The 13,610-nt window shown below is 43.9% G+C and carries 10 protein-coding genes; 6 read left to right on the forward strand and 4 right to left on the reverse strand.

Annotated features, from left to right (window positions below; genetic code table 11):
* Positions 1–62: 62 nt before the first annotated feature.
* Complete coding sequence (locus BTO09_RS03445; RefSeq protein WP_087523336.1) at positions 63–911, forward strand: phosphatase PAP2 family protein; 849 nt, start codon at positions 63–65, stop codon at positions 909–911.
* Positions 912–963: 52 nt separating this feature from the next.
* Here BTO09_RS03445 and BTO09_RS03450 read toward each other — a convergent pair whose 3' ends face one another.
* The 4 genes from BTO09_RS03450 to BTO09_RS03465 form a co-directional block, all read right to left on the reverse strand.
* On the reverse strand, positions 964–3,456 hold the full coding sequence (locus tag BTO09_RS03450) for a sodium-translocating pyrophosphatase (RefSeq protein ID WP_087523337.1): 2,493 nt from the start codon (positions 3,454–3,456) through the stop codon (positions 964–966).
* Positions 3,457–3,587: 131 nt separating this feature from the next.
* A complete protein-coding gene (locus tag BTO09_RS03455; protein ID WP_087523338.1) occupies positions 3,588–4,778 on the reverse strand; it encodes a T9SS type A sorting domain-containing protein in 1,191 nt (396 codons plus the stop codon).
* Between the two features lie 48 nt (positions 4,779–4,826).
* Complete coding sequence (locus tag BTO09_RS03460) at positions 4,827–7,304, reverse strand: DUF5686 and carboxypeptidase-like regulatory domain-containing protein (protein WP_087523339.1); 2,478 nt, start codon at positions 7,302–7,304, stop codon at positions 4,827–4,829.
* Between the two features lie 65 nt (positions 7,305–7,369).
* On the reverse strand, positions 7,370–8,347 hold the full coding sequence (locus BTO09_RS03465; protein WP_087523340.1) for a pyruvate dehydrogenase complex E1 component subunit beta: 978 nt from the start codon (positions 8,345–8,347) through the stop codon (positions 7,370–7,372).
* A 212-nt stretch (positions 8,348–8,559) separates the two neighbouring features.
* Here BTO09_RS03465 and BTO09_RS03470 point away from each other — a divergent pair, with 212 nt between their 5' ends.
* From BTO09_RS03470 to BTO09_RS03490, 5 genes are all read left to right on the forward strand, one after another.
* Positions 8,560–9,306, forward strand: a complete 747-nt coding sequence (locus BTO09_RS03470; RefSeq protein WP_087523341.1) for an electron transfer flavoprotein subunit beta/FixA family protein — start codon at positions 8,560–8,562, stop codon at positions 9,304–9,306.
* Between the two features lie 22 nt (positions 9,307–9,328).
* Positions 9,329–10,294 (forward strand): electron transfer flavoprotein subunit alpha/FixB family protein, encoded by a 966-nt coding sequence (locus BTO09_RS03475; protein ID WP_087523342.1) that lies wholly within the window; start codon positions 9,329–9,331, stop codon positions 10,292–10,294.
* An 86-nt stretch (positions 10,295–10,380) separates the two neighbouring features.
* A complete protein-coding gene (locus BTO09_RS03480; protein ID WP_087523343.1) occupies positions 10,381–10,989 on the forward strand; it encodes a bifunctional nuclease family protein in 609 nt (202 codons plus the stop codon).
* Between the two features lie 4 nt (positions 10,990–10,993).
* Entirely contained in the window at positions 10,994–12,703 is a 1,710-nt protein-coding gene (locus BTO09_RS03485) for a NupC/NupG family nucleoside CNT transporter (protein WP_087523344.1), read from the forward strand.
* A gap of 82 nt (positions 12,704–12,785) precedes the next feature.
* On the forward strand, positions 12,786–13,610 hold the full coding sequence (locus BTO09_RS03490; RefSeq protein WP_087523345.1) for a thymidylate synthase: 825 nt from the start codon (positions 12,786–12,788) through the stop codon (positions 13,608–13,610).

Here is a 13,610-nt window from a genome sequence, read left to right on the forward strand (position 1 = left end):
AAACATAATCAAATAGCGTATTTTTGTGTGTAAAGAATCGTGTTTACCTACGTCCTATTTACATGCATAGAATCGTATTACCCTTATTTATATTCCTGCTGAGTCAGTATGGTCTAGCGCAACGATCTTCGCTAGATACGCTACAATCCGACGCCAATATTTGGCAAACCTTTAAATACGACGCCAAAAGTGCCTTTGGTGGTTTTAAACACAGCATAACAGCTCCTGCCAGATGGCAAGGTGATGACTACTTAACCGCTGTCAGTGTGCTTACGGTAACCTCTATGTTTACGGCGCTTGATCAATCTGCCCGGAATTATTTTGTCGAACAAGAACCCCAAGCACCGGGAGTATTAAAGGAATTTGGGTGGTACTTTGGCAGTCCACAGAACTTCTTTATGGTATCCGGAGGGATTTATGGCTTCGGACTCTTAACCAAAAATGAGAAGGTACGTAAAACCGGAGTGCTCATTATTGCCTCCGCAGCAACCTCTGGACTCTTCCAAACTTTCTTTAAGACCGCAGTTGGTCGCGCACGCCCTGATGATTTTACCGGCCCATTTGAGTTTGAACCCTTTAAAGGTACAGCCAGATACCACTCCTTCCCTTCAGGACACACGATCTTGTCTATCTCTATGGCGCATTCCATAGCCAAGCAATTTGACAACTTTTGGGTAAAGTCTGGTATTTATGCCTTAGGGAGTATTGCTCCTATTTCTCGACTTTGGGACGATGCCCATTGGGCATCAGACATTGTTTTGGGAGCCGCCATAAGCATTGCTGTTGTAGACAGTGTAGACAATTTCTTATTCGGCAGTAAACGCTACGAGAACACCTACAAGAATCGCAATAGGATAAGCTGGCGGTTCACAGCCGGACCAAATACTGTTGGTCTGCTAGGAACCTTTTAAATAAAAAAAGCCGCTCAATTTGAGCGGCTTTTCTATATGCTTAAAGGTCTAATTAGTTAGAAGACTCTTCTGATCCTTCTACAACCTTTTTTACTTCTTTCTTTACCTCGATCTCCACTTTAGCACCTTCGGCATCTTTGTAAGCTTCAACCTTAGCCTCTACTTCTTCTGGGGTACCAGTAAAAGTTTCGGTAGTGGTCTCACCGTCTTTAGTAACTTTTACAGTAGCTGTTGCAGTTGCTTCAGCATCCTTGTCCATAGTTACTTCTACAGTGATATCTTCAGTACCTTCTGCCATAGCTGTGGCATCTCCGTTCATTTTGATGATGGTCTTCTTGCCATCCTCAGAAACGAATTCCATCATAGTAGCTTCTGCGTAAGCAGTTTCGTCACCATGACCTCCTAAGATCGGAGCAATTACCAATCCAACCAAACAAGTAAGTTTAATTAAGATGTTCATAGACGGCCCTGAAGTATCTTTAAATGGATCACCTACAGTATCACCAGTTACAGCAGCTTTGTGTGCATCAGAACCTTTGTAGGTCATCTCACCGTCGATCTCAACACCAGCTTCAAATGATTTCTTAGCGTTGTCCCAAGCTCCTCCAGCGTTGTTCTGGAAAATAGCCCACATTACACCGCTAACACATACACCAGCCATATAACCTCCTAGTGGCTCAGGACCGAATACCAATCCGATAACGATAGGAGTTACAATAGTGATCAATCCAGGAACGATCATCTCTCTTAAAGCAGCTTTAGTTGAAATGTCAACACACTTCGCATACTCTGGAGTACCAGTTCCTTCCATGATACCTGGAATCTCTTTGAACTGACGACGTACTTCTTTTACCATTTCCATAGCAGCTTTACCTACAGACTTCATAGCCAAGGCGGAGAATACTACAGGAATCATTCCCCCTACGAATAGGGCGGCCAATACATCAGCTTTAAAAATGTTGATCCCTTGGATACCTGTAAAGGTTACATAAGCAGCAAATAATGCCAAGGCAGTCAAAGCTGCAGAAGCAATTGCAAATCCTTTTCCAACAGCAGCAGTTGTGTTACCTACTGAGTCAAGGATGTCTGTACGTTGACGTACGTGCTCTTCTAGTTCACTCATCTCTGCAACACCACCGGCGTTATCTGCGATAGGACCAAATGCATCGATTGCCAACTGCATAGCAGTAGTTGCCATCATAGCAGAAGCAGCAAGTGCAACTCCGTAGAATCCGGCAAGCTCATAAGAACCGTAAATAGCAGCAGCAAAAAGCAATACAGACCAAAGTGTAGATTTCATACCTACAGCCAGACCTGCAATGATGTTAGTCGCAGCACCAGTTCCTGAGTTCTGTACAATATCTAATACTGGTTTCTTCCCGAGAGAAGTGTAGTAAGCAGTAACGAAAGAGATCAAGGCTCCAACAGCCAATCCGATACATGCAGACCAGAATACGTTTATAGAAGCGATCTCCTTAGCACCTTCTCCGAAGAAGTTCATGGTCAAGGTCTCTGGCAACATCCAACCGATAAGGAAGTAACTAGCGATCAAAGTAATGATGATCGCGAACCAGTTACCCATATCCAAGGCTTTCTGTACCTGCGCTTCTTTAGCGTCGTTGTTTTTAATGCGAACCAAGAAGGTTCCCAAGATAGAAGCCAAAACTCCAACTCCAGCAATTACTAGCGGAAGTAAGATAGGCCCCATATTGTTAAATGCGTCTGTGTAAGCAGCTCCGGCGCTCATATCACGGATAACGTAGTTACCCAATACCATGGCAGCCAATACAGTTGCTACATACGAACCAAACAGGTCAGCACCCATTCCGGCAACATCTCCTACGTTGTCACCAACGTTATCTGCGATAGTTGCTGGGTTACGTGGATCATCTTCTGGAATACCCGCTTCTACTTTACCTACAAGGTCAGCTCCTACGTCGGCAGCTTTGGTATAGATACCACCACCAACACGAGCAAAAAGAGCAATACTTTCTGCACCAAGTGAGAATCCTGCAAGCGCTTCAAGCACTACAGTCATGTTGTCGTAGAAAGAACCTTCAGCTCCCATAAATTGCCCTGTAAAGAACATGAACAACAAACTAAGACCTAATACCGCAAGACCAGCAACACCAAGCCCCATAACTGTACCTCCTCCAAAAGAGACATTCAATGCCTGAGGAAGGCTTGTCTTGGCAGCTTCTGCAGTACGTGCATTTGCTTCCGTAGCAACACGCATACCAATATTACCTGCTAGTGCCGAGAACACAGCACCAATAACAAAGGCAGGAACGATCATCCAACTTGTGGTGTCTACCAATTGGGAAACTCCGAACAATGCTGCGGAAGCTACCACAACAAAGATCAGTAGCAAACGGTACTCCGCATTCAAAAAGGCAAGTGCCCCTTCTTTGATACTTTTAGAGATGGATTGCATGCGCTCGTTTCCGGCAGCCTGCTTCTTTACCCAGCTCATTTTAACAAGCATGAATAGAAGACCTAATACAGCTAGTGCGATAGGTACCCAAATAATGTTTGATTCTAACATATTTCTATTTTTAGTTGACTTTCAATTTGCGACCGCAAAAGTAGTGAAATGGATTGGGATATGAAACACTTGATTTTAATTAAAAAAGCAGCGTCAAATCGGCGGAACTCGCCTCGATTGATACTCTTCAATTAATTCTTAATCAGTTTGTAAACCTGTCTTCCTTTCGAATTGTGAAAATACAAGAAATAATATCCGCTACTTAAATGCTCAAGACTTAGGTAAGTTGTACCAACATTTAACTGTTTTTCTCGACCCATCTGCTGACCGGATAGCGAATAAACTGTAAGAAAACCGGTTTCATCAAAGACTTTGATGTTAATGTGATCCTTAGCAGGATTTGGAAAAATATCTGGTTTTGATATAGTGTGTGATGGAATACTAAGAAGTTCATTTTTAATGGAGGCCCATGTTATCTGAGCCGGAATGTCTGGTAAAATTGCACCAAAAAACCCTGTCATTCCATTGAGTGGATCTACCGCCCTAAGTTCGGCCAAACCAGTGTCTACATTAAAGGCGGTAAACCAAATGGTGTTAATTCCATCCCATTCCAAATCTTGCGCAAAGCCAGCATTAAAACCGATGTGACCGTATTCCGTTATCGCCGCGGTTTCCATATTAATCTTGTACCACTTATCGGTAATAATATCTACCGCGAACATGGAAGATCCCATAGGTGAAGTTGAAGGCAATACAACTATTGCAATAACTGCCGGTAAACCAGTATCTCCCACCGTAGTAACAGTAGACGTCAAAGGATCAATAACAGAAAGCGTGGAACTACTATCAAAATTTGATGAAATGCCATACAATATTCCGGTTGCAGTGTCAAATTCAAGCCCTGACCATCGTTCATCTCCAGGAGGATCGATATCAGGGAGCATTGTGTATTCGCCTGTTAATAGATTCAACCTAAAAAAATGTCCTTCATTGAAAGTAGCTACATAAGCAAGGTTAGTATTGGTCGGATCAATATCCCCTGCTGTTTCTCCGTCTGTAGTCGGAGCTTCCGGGCCCAGTGTGATAAAAGTGCCCAAATCACCGGTAAAAAAATATCCAATTTCTTCCTGAAAGGATTCAGCACCATAGATATCGTCATCTAAACTGCTGCTAATTCGTTGCATATCTGGTTTATCCAGTTTCAAATACGAACGGATCCAATTCAACTCATCAAAACTAAAATGTTCTCTGGCAATCACACCAGTATTAGAAAGCCTGTAATACTTATCGAGCAATTTTTGTTCAGATTCCGAAAGTTGGCCAAAGATCAAATTAGGAACTAAAACGAAAAGAATACCAAGAATTGAATAAATTGTTTTCATAGCACTAATCAAAGTTATAAAAAGTGCATAAACATTTACAGGGTGGCCTTAGAAACTAAACCCAAATGTCCCAGTAACTCCAAAACGCCTAGCATCTGGATTGTCGAGATAATTTCCTCTAAAGTTGAAGTCCAAACGGAACACCTTGAATATGTTCCCGATACCAACGCTCCATTCCCAATAAACGTCTTCTGGAGCTTGATACACCAAATTCGAAGCATTTAAGGCGATATTCTCCTCAGAGATCTCCCCGTAAACCGCTCTAAAACCAACAACTTCTCTCAGGTTGAGTTTTCTTAGCCAAGGAATGCGTGAAAAGAAACGCCCACCGAAATCGTGCTGCAGGTGGAAAGAGGCATAGGTATCACTTACAAATTCGTAGAAGTCTAACTGATTAAAGGTATTATAGATACTAAAGAGCGTCTGGTTTCCTGGAATAGGACTCAACAAGCTCAAAGGCACCTCACCAAAGATCTTCCCAACCTCTATGGTGGTATAGGCGCGGCCAAATCCACCGATGTTCCAAGGTTGCGTATAGAGTGCCTGCAACTTTTGGTACTCGAAATCACTGTTAAAGACGTCTTTGATACCAAAAGTGGCTCCCACAAAGACCGAAGCAAATCCGCCGTCGTTAATTATGGTTCGCTCCACGCCATAACCCGAGGTTTTGCGCCCGGGAGTGTAGAAAATCCCTGTAGAAAGCTCCGCTTGACTTACTTCTGATTGAACCTGACCATTCTCGTCAAAATAGTCAATACTGAAGGTCTGGGTGGCCGAACTCAGTGTTCTAAAAGAACCCGTTGTTCTAAAGACAAAGTTCTTATAAGGTTCAAACTCAAACCCCGCGGTGCTTAGGTTTATTCGCGTAAGCCTATCATTGGCACCAACAGTGATCAATGCAGAAGAAGCTAAATTTCTCCCAAGTACGTCATTGGTGTTAGTAAGGGAAGCTCCCGTCTGCTCGGTGTCTTTTCTGTGCCCTCCAAAAATGATAAAGCGCGATCTTCTGTCTAACAGCCACTTCCCGGAGAGTCCGAACTTAAAACGTTCGTCTCTAAAACCATAGGCACCAAAACCTTCTAAACGCCACATATCGTTTCGTCCAAAATAGGTTCGTCCGCCTAGACGGATCCGCAGCCCTTCTGCCTCATTAAACCCAAAGGTGGAAAAAACTGGTCCGAAGTCAAAGCCTGGAAACTCGTAATAACCACTAGCCAAAACACTACCTATATTATAGAGCGTTTTAAAACGAGGTACCGTTTTAAGCGTATCGAGCAAGGTATAGATCTGCTTTTCATCCTTATTTAAGGCTTCCATGCGGTTGGTATCCCAAAATTCGTCTGGACGGTTATAGACCTCATAATCGTATGGATCCACTTGCACTTTGTAGAAATCTCTTTCCTTGGGCTTGTCGAACTGATAATTGTCGTAAAGCGTAGTTCGCTTGCCGTAAATACCTCGGGCTCCTTCTTTTTTACGCAAGCTGAAGTCGCTCAGAAAGTAGTCTCGGGTTATCAGAAAGATAGAATCATTCAGCACGTCGAACTCTTGCTCAATATAAACCTCCCGTACCCAGTTCAAGTTGGCACTCTTGGTGGCTTGCATATTGATCTCCTTGATAGCCCAAGTGGTATCGTTCACCCAAAAATCGCCCTTAAACGTGAGCTCGTTCTTCCGCCTTGGGTAATAGACTATATTGTAGCACCACTTATCGCCTATATAGGCCGAGTCCAGCAAGACATAATTGTATACGTTTATCCCCGTTCTAGAGAGCGGACTGGTAAAGGCCTTGTCGAAGAACTTGATGTAGTTGTCGTAAACATCATAGTCCGAATAGAGGTCCTTGACAAACTCAATGATGGTTTGGTTGTTACTAAAACCAGAGTTCTTATTTCCTTCTAGAATTTCTTTTTGCAGCTTTTCTATATTGTCTCCGTAGACCTTAGAAAAGGCTTCGTTGATAAAAATAGGGAGGTAAGTGTTTCCGGTGACCTTAGAGGTATCTGTCTGATCGAATATGAATTCCATGCCTTTAAAGACCTTACTCTTTATTAAGGCGGAGTCGATAGTGTTCAGGTCGAATTCGAGCTTTTCGTATTTCTCGTACTCGTACTGTCTAAACTTTTTAACCCCATTCTCGCGGCGATTCTCCCAGATCTTGCGCAAAATATCGATAGCCGGATTGTCTTTCTTAGACTGTTTTCCGGTAAATACGACCACTTCACCCAAACTCGAGGCTTCTTCTGCAAGCTCGATCTTCATATTATAGGTGGTACGGCTGCTAAGCGGCACTTCCTTGGTGGTGTAACCTAAAAAAGAAACCACAGCCGTGTCGTAGGTCTTATCGGATTCGAGATAGAATCGACCGTTCTCATTGGTAATTGTACCTTCTTGAGAATCCTTGAAGATCACATTGGCAAAGGGAACCGGCTCTCCAAACTCGTCGAACACCTCACCACTGATCTTCGTTTGAGCTAGGCTCAATGAAGTAAACAGCAACAGGAAGACAAGTAGTTGTTCTCTCATAGACAATGGGGGCCAGGGCCGCTTCTGGTCTGAAGCAGTTAGAACGCAAAAACTGCGCCTAGATTTTATTTGTAAAGCACTTTTTTAACGGCTTTAACAACATCTTCACTATTGGGAAGCCATTCTTCTAAAAGTGCTGGAGAATAAGGTGCTGGCGTATCGGCTGTGTTGATCTTAACTATCGGGGCATCTAAATAGTCAAAAGCTTGACTCTGCACTTGATATGTGATCTCTGTAGCCACGTTGCCAAACGGCCAAGCCTCTTCTAGAATTACCAAACGATTGGTTTTCTTTACAGACTCTAAAATAGCGTTATGATCCATTGGGCGTACCGTACGTAGGTCAATGATCTCACAGGAGATACCTTCTTTCTCAAGCGTATCCGCAGCCTTGTATGCCTCCTTAATGATCTTACCAAAAGAAACTATGGTAACATCCTCACCGCTGCGCTTTACGTCTGCAACACCAAGCGGAATAAGGTACTCGCCTTCTGGCACTTCTCCTTTATCACCATACATCTGTTCGGACTCCATAAAGATCACTGGATCGTCATCGCGAATAGCAGCTTTCAAAAGCCCTTTGGCATCGGCTGGATTAGAAGGAACCACTACTTTTAGTCCAGGACAGTTGGCGTACCAACTCTCGAAAGCCTGAGAGTGTGTTGCAGCAAGCTGTCCTGCAGAAGCAGTTGGCCCGCGGAAAACCATAGGAATGTTGATCTGCCCACCACTCATCTGACGCATCTTTGCAGCATTGTTGATGATCTGATCGATCCCCACCAAAGAGAAGTTAAAGGTCATGAACTCAATAATAGGTCGGTTACCATTCATGGCGCTTCCTACTCCTATCCCGGCAAAACCGAGCTCTGAGATGGGCGTGTCAATGATACGCTTAGGACCAAATTCGTCCAGCATCCCTTTAGAGGCCTTGTAAGCGCCGTTGTATTCGGCTACTTCCTCTCCCATTAAATAGATAGATTCATCGCGACGCATTTCTTCGCTCATCGCTTCTGCTATTGCTTCTCTGAATTGTATGGTTTTCATATTTATCGCTTTGGATTTCAAGTCGATCTAAGATCGAACATCTCCTTCATTTTTTGAGAAAAACAAAAATACTATTTATTCGACTCCTTAGCCATAAGAAATATGAAATAAGTGCAATTTTTTGTAAAATTTATTATGCGTGCATAGTAAAAATTCGAAATTATAGTGCTAACTTTGATGCCAGTAAAAAACAGCTTAAAAAAGTCTGAACTATGAAGATTTTAGTGTGTATTAGTCACGTTCCAGACACTACATCCAAAATTAATTTCACCGATAACGATACCAAATTTGACACCAACGGCGTACAGTTTGTAATCAATCCTAATGATGAATTCGGTCTTACCCGAGCCATGTGGTTTAAAGAGAAACAAGGCGCTACTGTGCATGTTGCCAATGTTGGCGACGCCTCTTCTGAACCAACTTTGCGCAAAGCTTTGGCTATTGGTGCTGACGAAGCCATTCGTGTTGATGCTCCTGCTACCGACGGTTACTTTGTTGCCAAGCAGCTTACCAAAGTTGCTCAGGACGGAGGTTATGACCTTATTATTGCCGGTCGTGAAAGTATCGATTACAACGGCGGAATGGTTCCTGGAATGATGGCCGCCATGTTGGGTGCCAATTTTGTGAACACCTGTATCAACCTAGAAATAGACGGTAGCGACGCTACTGCAGTTCGCGAGATAGATGGTGGAAAAGAATCCGTAAAGACCAGCCTACCCTTGGTAATTGGTGGTCAAAAAGGATTAGTAGAAGAAAGTGATCTGCGTATTCCTAATATGCGTGGTATCATGATGGCGCGCAAAAAACCATTGCATGTTGTTCCTGCGGATGCCTCAGAGGCCCATGCCGCAACAACTTCTTTTGAGAAGCCTGCGCCTAAAGGAGCAGTGACCATGGTAGATCCGGAGAACTTGGATCAATTAATCGATTTGTTACACAACGAAGCAAAGGTGATCTAATCGCCCTTAAAAAAGAAGAATTATGTCAGTATTAGTATATACCGAATCAGAAGGAGGATCCTTTAAGAAAGTAGCCCTTGAATTGACTTCTTACGCCAAGGGTGTTGCCAACGCAACCGGAGGTGATGTCACTGCCGTAAGTATCAATGGCGGAAACGCTGCAGATCTTGGCAAATACGGAGCCGACAAGGTGATGGAGATCAATGACGCTACCTTAGAGACCTTTAACGCTAAGAACTATGCAGCTGCCCTAGCGCAAGTAGCAAAAGCAGCTGGAGCGAAAACAGTTATCGTTTCCTCTAGCGCCAACAGCAAATATCTAGCGCCTCTTTTGGCGGTGGAACTCGGAGCGGCATATGCTCCTAATGTAGTTGCACTACCTGAGAGCACTAGCCCAATGAAAGTAAAATCTACCGTTTACACCAACAAGGCTTTCGCTATTAACGAGCTTAAGACCGATGTCACTGTAATTGGTTTGGCCAAAAACGCCTACGGTTTGCAAGAGAACGCCGGAGCCGCTGCTGCATCTGCTTTTGCAGTAGATTTAGCTGGAGACAATGGTGTAGCCGTTACCTCAGTTGATAAAGCCACAGACAAAGTAACTATCGCCGACGCGGAAGTTGTTGTTTCTGGTGGACGCGGACTTAAAGGCCCTGAGAATTGGCATTTAGTGGAAGAGCTTGCAGAGACCTTAGGTGCTGCAACAGCTTGTTCTAAGCCAGTGAGCGACATGGGTTGGAGACCGCATAGCGAGCACGTTGGGCAAACTGGGAAGCCGGTAGCCTCTAACCTGTATATCGCCATTGGAATCTCCGGAGCCATTCAACACTTGGCCGGGATCAACTCCTCTAAAGTAAAGGTGGTGATCAATACCGATCCGGAAGCGCCTTTCTTTAAAGCCGCAGATTACGGTATCGTTGGAGACGCCTTTGATGTGGTGCCACGATTGACCGAAAAATTAAAGCAATTTAAAGCCAATAACGCGTAATTTTTGCTAAATTGGCTGCCGAATAAAGGGCTGTTAAACATGGGAAAAGTCCTGTCTTTAACAGCCTTTCTTTATTCTTACCATCAATGAGTCTGGTTCGTTTAAATATCAAAGGAATTTCGTACAGTCAAACCCAAAATGGGGCTTATGCACTCATCTTGAGCGAAGTGGACGGACAGCGAAAACTCCCTATCGTAATTGGTGCCTTTGAAGCCCAATCCATTGCGATCGCCTTAGAAAAGGAGATCAAACCTCCCAGACCACTCACCCATGACCTCTTTAAGAATTTTGCCGACCGCTTTGATATACAAGTCAAGCAGGTGATAATTCACAAATTGGTAGACGGGGTGTTTTATTCGAGCATCATTTGCGAACGCGATAAGATCGAAGAAATCATTGACGCGCGCACAAGCGATGCTATTGCCTTGGCCTTACGCTTTAAGGCTCCTATTTTTACTTATAAGAATATTTTAGACAAGGCAGGAATCTTTTTAAAAGGCAATGCTTCAGAAGAAGTAGAAGAAGCTCCTTCGCTTGTAGAGCAACTCATCGCAGATGAGCCATCAAGCACCCAAAGCGAAGACTACAGCGGCTACACTATTAAAGAGCTCAACGAAATGCTCGATCAGGCAGTAGCTAACGAAGATTACGAAAAAGCCGCACGCATTCGAGACGAGATCTCCAAACGTTCCTAAGTACATGATCAAAAAAATTACCCTGCTGTTTTTGGGCCTAATGGCGATTACTCATGCTTTTGCACAAGAGTCGGAAACAGGCAGCTGGCAGTTCGAAGCCATTGAGAACGCGGCAGGCGAAACCCTCTTCACTATTGATAAGGCATTAGATAGTCTTGTACTTGACAACAACAGGTTTCATTACAGCTTACTGGCAAAAGACACTTTAGTAGCCAGTGGGGATTACACCAGACAGAACGACCTGCTTATCTTCTTTTACGAGCAACCAACAGATACGGTGCGTCGTTACAGATTAGAAACGCTAAACGACACACTGATGCGATTCACAGAGCATGGGGTGCGTTACAGTTTTACCAAAGAACTACCTCAACAAGAGACCGAATCTCTTGCCCTAGACATAGACGAGGGTGTTGGGTTTAGCCTGAACAGCTTATGGCGTGGAGCCTTAGGGATGTTCTTTTTGCTGAGCATTTGCTATTTACTTTCCAGTAATCGCAGTCAGATCAACTGGCGCTTGGTATTAAGTGGACTCAGCTTGCAACTGATCTTTGCCGTCTTGGTTCTTAAGGTAGATGCGGTGGCCAATGCTTTTGATTGGCTTTCCGCTAAGGTGGTGCAGTTCTTGAATTTTAGTGAAGCTGGGGCCGAATTTCTCTTCGGAGGACTGGTGAGCGATACTACCACTTTTGGTTACATTTTTGCCTTTAAAGTATTACCGACCATAGTTTTCTTTTCTGCCTTTACCTCCTTACTCTATTATTTGGGTGTGTTACAACGCTTGGTAAAGGGATTTGCATGGGTTATGAGCAAGACAATGCGCCTTTCCGGGGCAGAGAGTTTAGCGGCAGCCGCAAATATATTTATTGGACAAACAGAGGCTCCGCTTGTTGTTAAGCCATATTTGGATAAAATGACCAAGTCCGAAATGCTCTGTCTCATGGTAGGTGGTATGACAACCATTGCCGGCGGTGTACTCGCAGCTTATATTGCCTTTTTAGGAGGAGAGAGCGATGCAGAAAAAGCAATTTTTGCCAAGCACCTTTTAACAGCCTCTATCATGTCTGCTCCTGCGGCGATCATCATTGCAAAAATGTTGTATCCCGAGACAGAAGAAGTGAATCGCAAACTGGATATCTCCAAAGATAAGATTGGTAGTAATGTACTGGATGCCATTAGTAGAGGTACAACAGAAGGGCTCAAACTCGCCGTTAACGTTGGTGCCATGTTGTTGGTATTTACCGCAGTGATGGCTGTTTTCAATTGGATCACTATGGATCTTATTGGCGGCCCAACAGGCCTGAACGACACCATTGTTGCGAGCACAGACGGACGTTATGACGGCCTTTCTATGCAGTTCTTACTCGGAAATGTATTTGCTCCTGTTGCTTGGGTAATTGGTGTTCCTGCGGAGGATATGGTCACCGTTGGCCAACTCTTAGGAGAGAAGACCATATTGAACGAATTCTTTGCCTACGCATCTTTAAGTGAACTCAAAACATCCGGAGCACTGTCCAACTACCGCTCTATTGTTATTGCAACTTACGCGCTCTGCGGATTTGCCAATTTTGCCTCTATTGGAATCCAAATTGGGGGCATTGGTGTATTGGCACCTTCACAACGCAAAACCCTTGCGGCCTTTGGAATAAAAGCGCTTATTGGCGGTACAGTTGCCGCCTTACTTACCGCTACCATTGCGGGAATGTTGATCGGTTAATAACTATTGGAAATCCCGCCAGAAGGCCCTTACTTTTTGCTTCCATTTTTGCTATTTTAGAGCCAGTTTTAGCCTAAATTTTATGAAGCAATATCACGACTTGGTACGCCACGTAATGCAAGAAGGTGTACTCAAAACAGACAGAACCGGCACCGGTACAAAAAGTGTATTTGGATATCAAATGCGATTCGATCTGAGTGAAGGATTCCCCATGGTTACCACCAAGAAGCTTCATTTAAAATCTATTATTTACGAACTGCTTTGGTTCTTAAAAGGAGACACCAATATCGACTACCTCAAAGAGAATGGAGTTCGTATTTGGAATGAATGGGCAGATGAAAACGGCGACTTGGGCCCTGTTTATGGACACCAATGGCGCAATTGGAACTCCGACGGAATCGATCAGATCACTGCTGTAATTGAGGGCCTTAAAACCAATCCTGATAGCCGTAGAATGTTGGTTAGCGCTTGGAATCCAAGCGTATTGCCAGATACTTCGGTAAGCTTTGCCGAAAACGTTGCCAACGGCAAGGCCGCATTACCACCATGTCATGCGTTCTTCCAATTCTATGTTGCAGACGGTAAGTTGTCTTGCCAATTGTATCAAAGATCTGCAGACATCTTTTTGGGTGTTCCATTCAATATTGCTTCTTATGCCCTACTGACTATGATGGTAGCCCAGGTTTGCGGTTATGAAGCTGGCGACTTTGTACACACTTTTGGCGATGCGCACATATACAGCAATCACTTTGAGCAGCTAGAGCTTCAACTCTCGCGAGATATTCGCCCACTGCCTAAGATGATCATCAATCCAGAGGTGAAGAATATTTTTGACTTTAAGTTCGAAGACTTTACCTTAGTGGATTATAATCCGCATCCCCATATCAAAGGTGCCGTTGCGGTATAA

The sequence above is a fragment of the Gilvibacter sp. SZ-19 genome, assembly GCF_002163875.1.
Classification (GTDB): domain Bacteria; phylum Bacteroidota; class Bacteroidia; order Flavobacteriales; family Flavobacteriaceae; genus Gilvibacter.

What these genes read in the sequence shown, in the direction of transcription:
- BTO09_RS03445 (WP_087523336.1), top strand. Translation starts at nt 63, where the DNA reads ATGCATAGAATCGTATTACCCTTATTTATATTCCTGCTGAGTCAGTAT.
- BTO09_RS03450 (WP_087523337.1), bottom strand. Translation starts at nt 3,456, where the DNA reads ATGTTAGAATCAAACATTATTTGGGTACCTATCGCACTAGCTGTATTA.
- BTO09_RS03455 (WP_087523338.1), bottom strand. Translation starts at nt 4,778, where the DNA reads ATGAAAACAATTTATTCAATTCTTGGTATTCTTTTCGTTTTAGTTCCT.
- BTO09_RS03460 (WP_087523339.1), bottom strand. Translation starts at nt 7,304, where the DNA reads ATGAGAGAACAACTACTTGTCTTCCTGTTGCTGTTTACTTCATTGAGC.
- BTO09_RS03465 (WP_087523340.1), bottom strand. Translation starts at nt 8,347, where the DNA reads ATGAAAACCATACAATTCAGAGAAGCAATAGCAGAAGCGATGAGCGAA.
- BTO09_RS03470 (WP_087523341.1), top strand. Translation starts at nt 8,560, where the DNA reads ATGAAGATTTTAGTGTGTATTAGTCACGTTCCAGACACTACATCCAAA.
- BTO09_RS03475 (WP_087523342.1), top strand. Translation starts at nt 9,329, where the DNA reads ATGTCAGTATTAGTATATACCGAATCAGAAGGAGGATCCTTTAAGAAA.
- BTO09_RS03480 (WP_087523343.1), top strand. Translation starts at nt 10,381, where the DNA reads ATGAGTCTGGTTCGTTTAAATATCAAAGGAATTTCGTACAGTCAAACC.
- BTO09_RS03485 (WP_087523344.1), top strand. Translation starts at nt 10,994, where the DNA reads ATGATCAAAAAAATTACCCTGCTGTTTTTGGGCCTAATGGCGATTACT.
- BTO09_RS03490 (WP_087523345.1), top strand. Translation starts at nt 12,786, where the DNA reads ATGAAGCAATATCACGACTTGGTACGCCACGTAATGCAAGAAGGTGTA.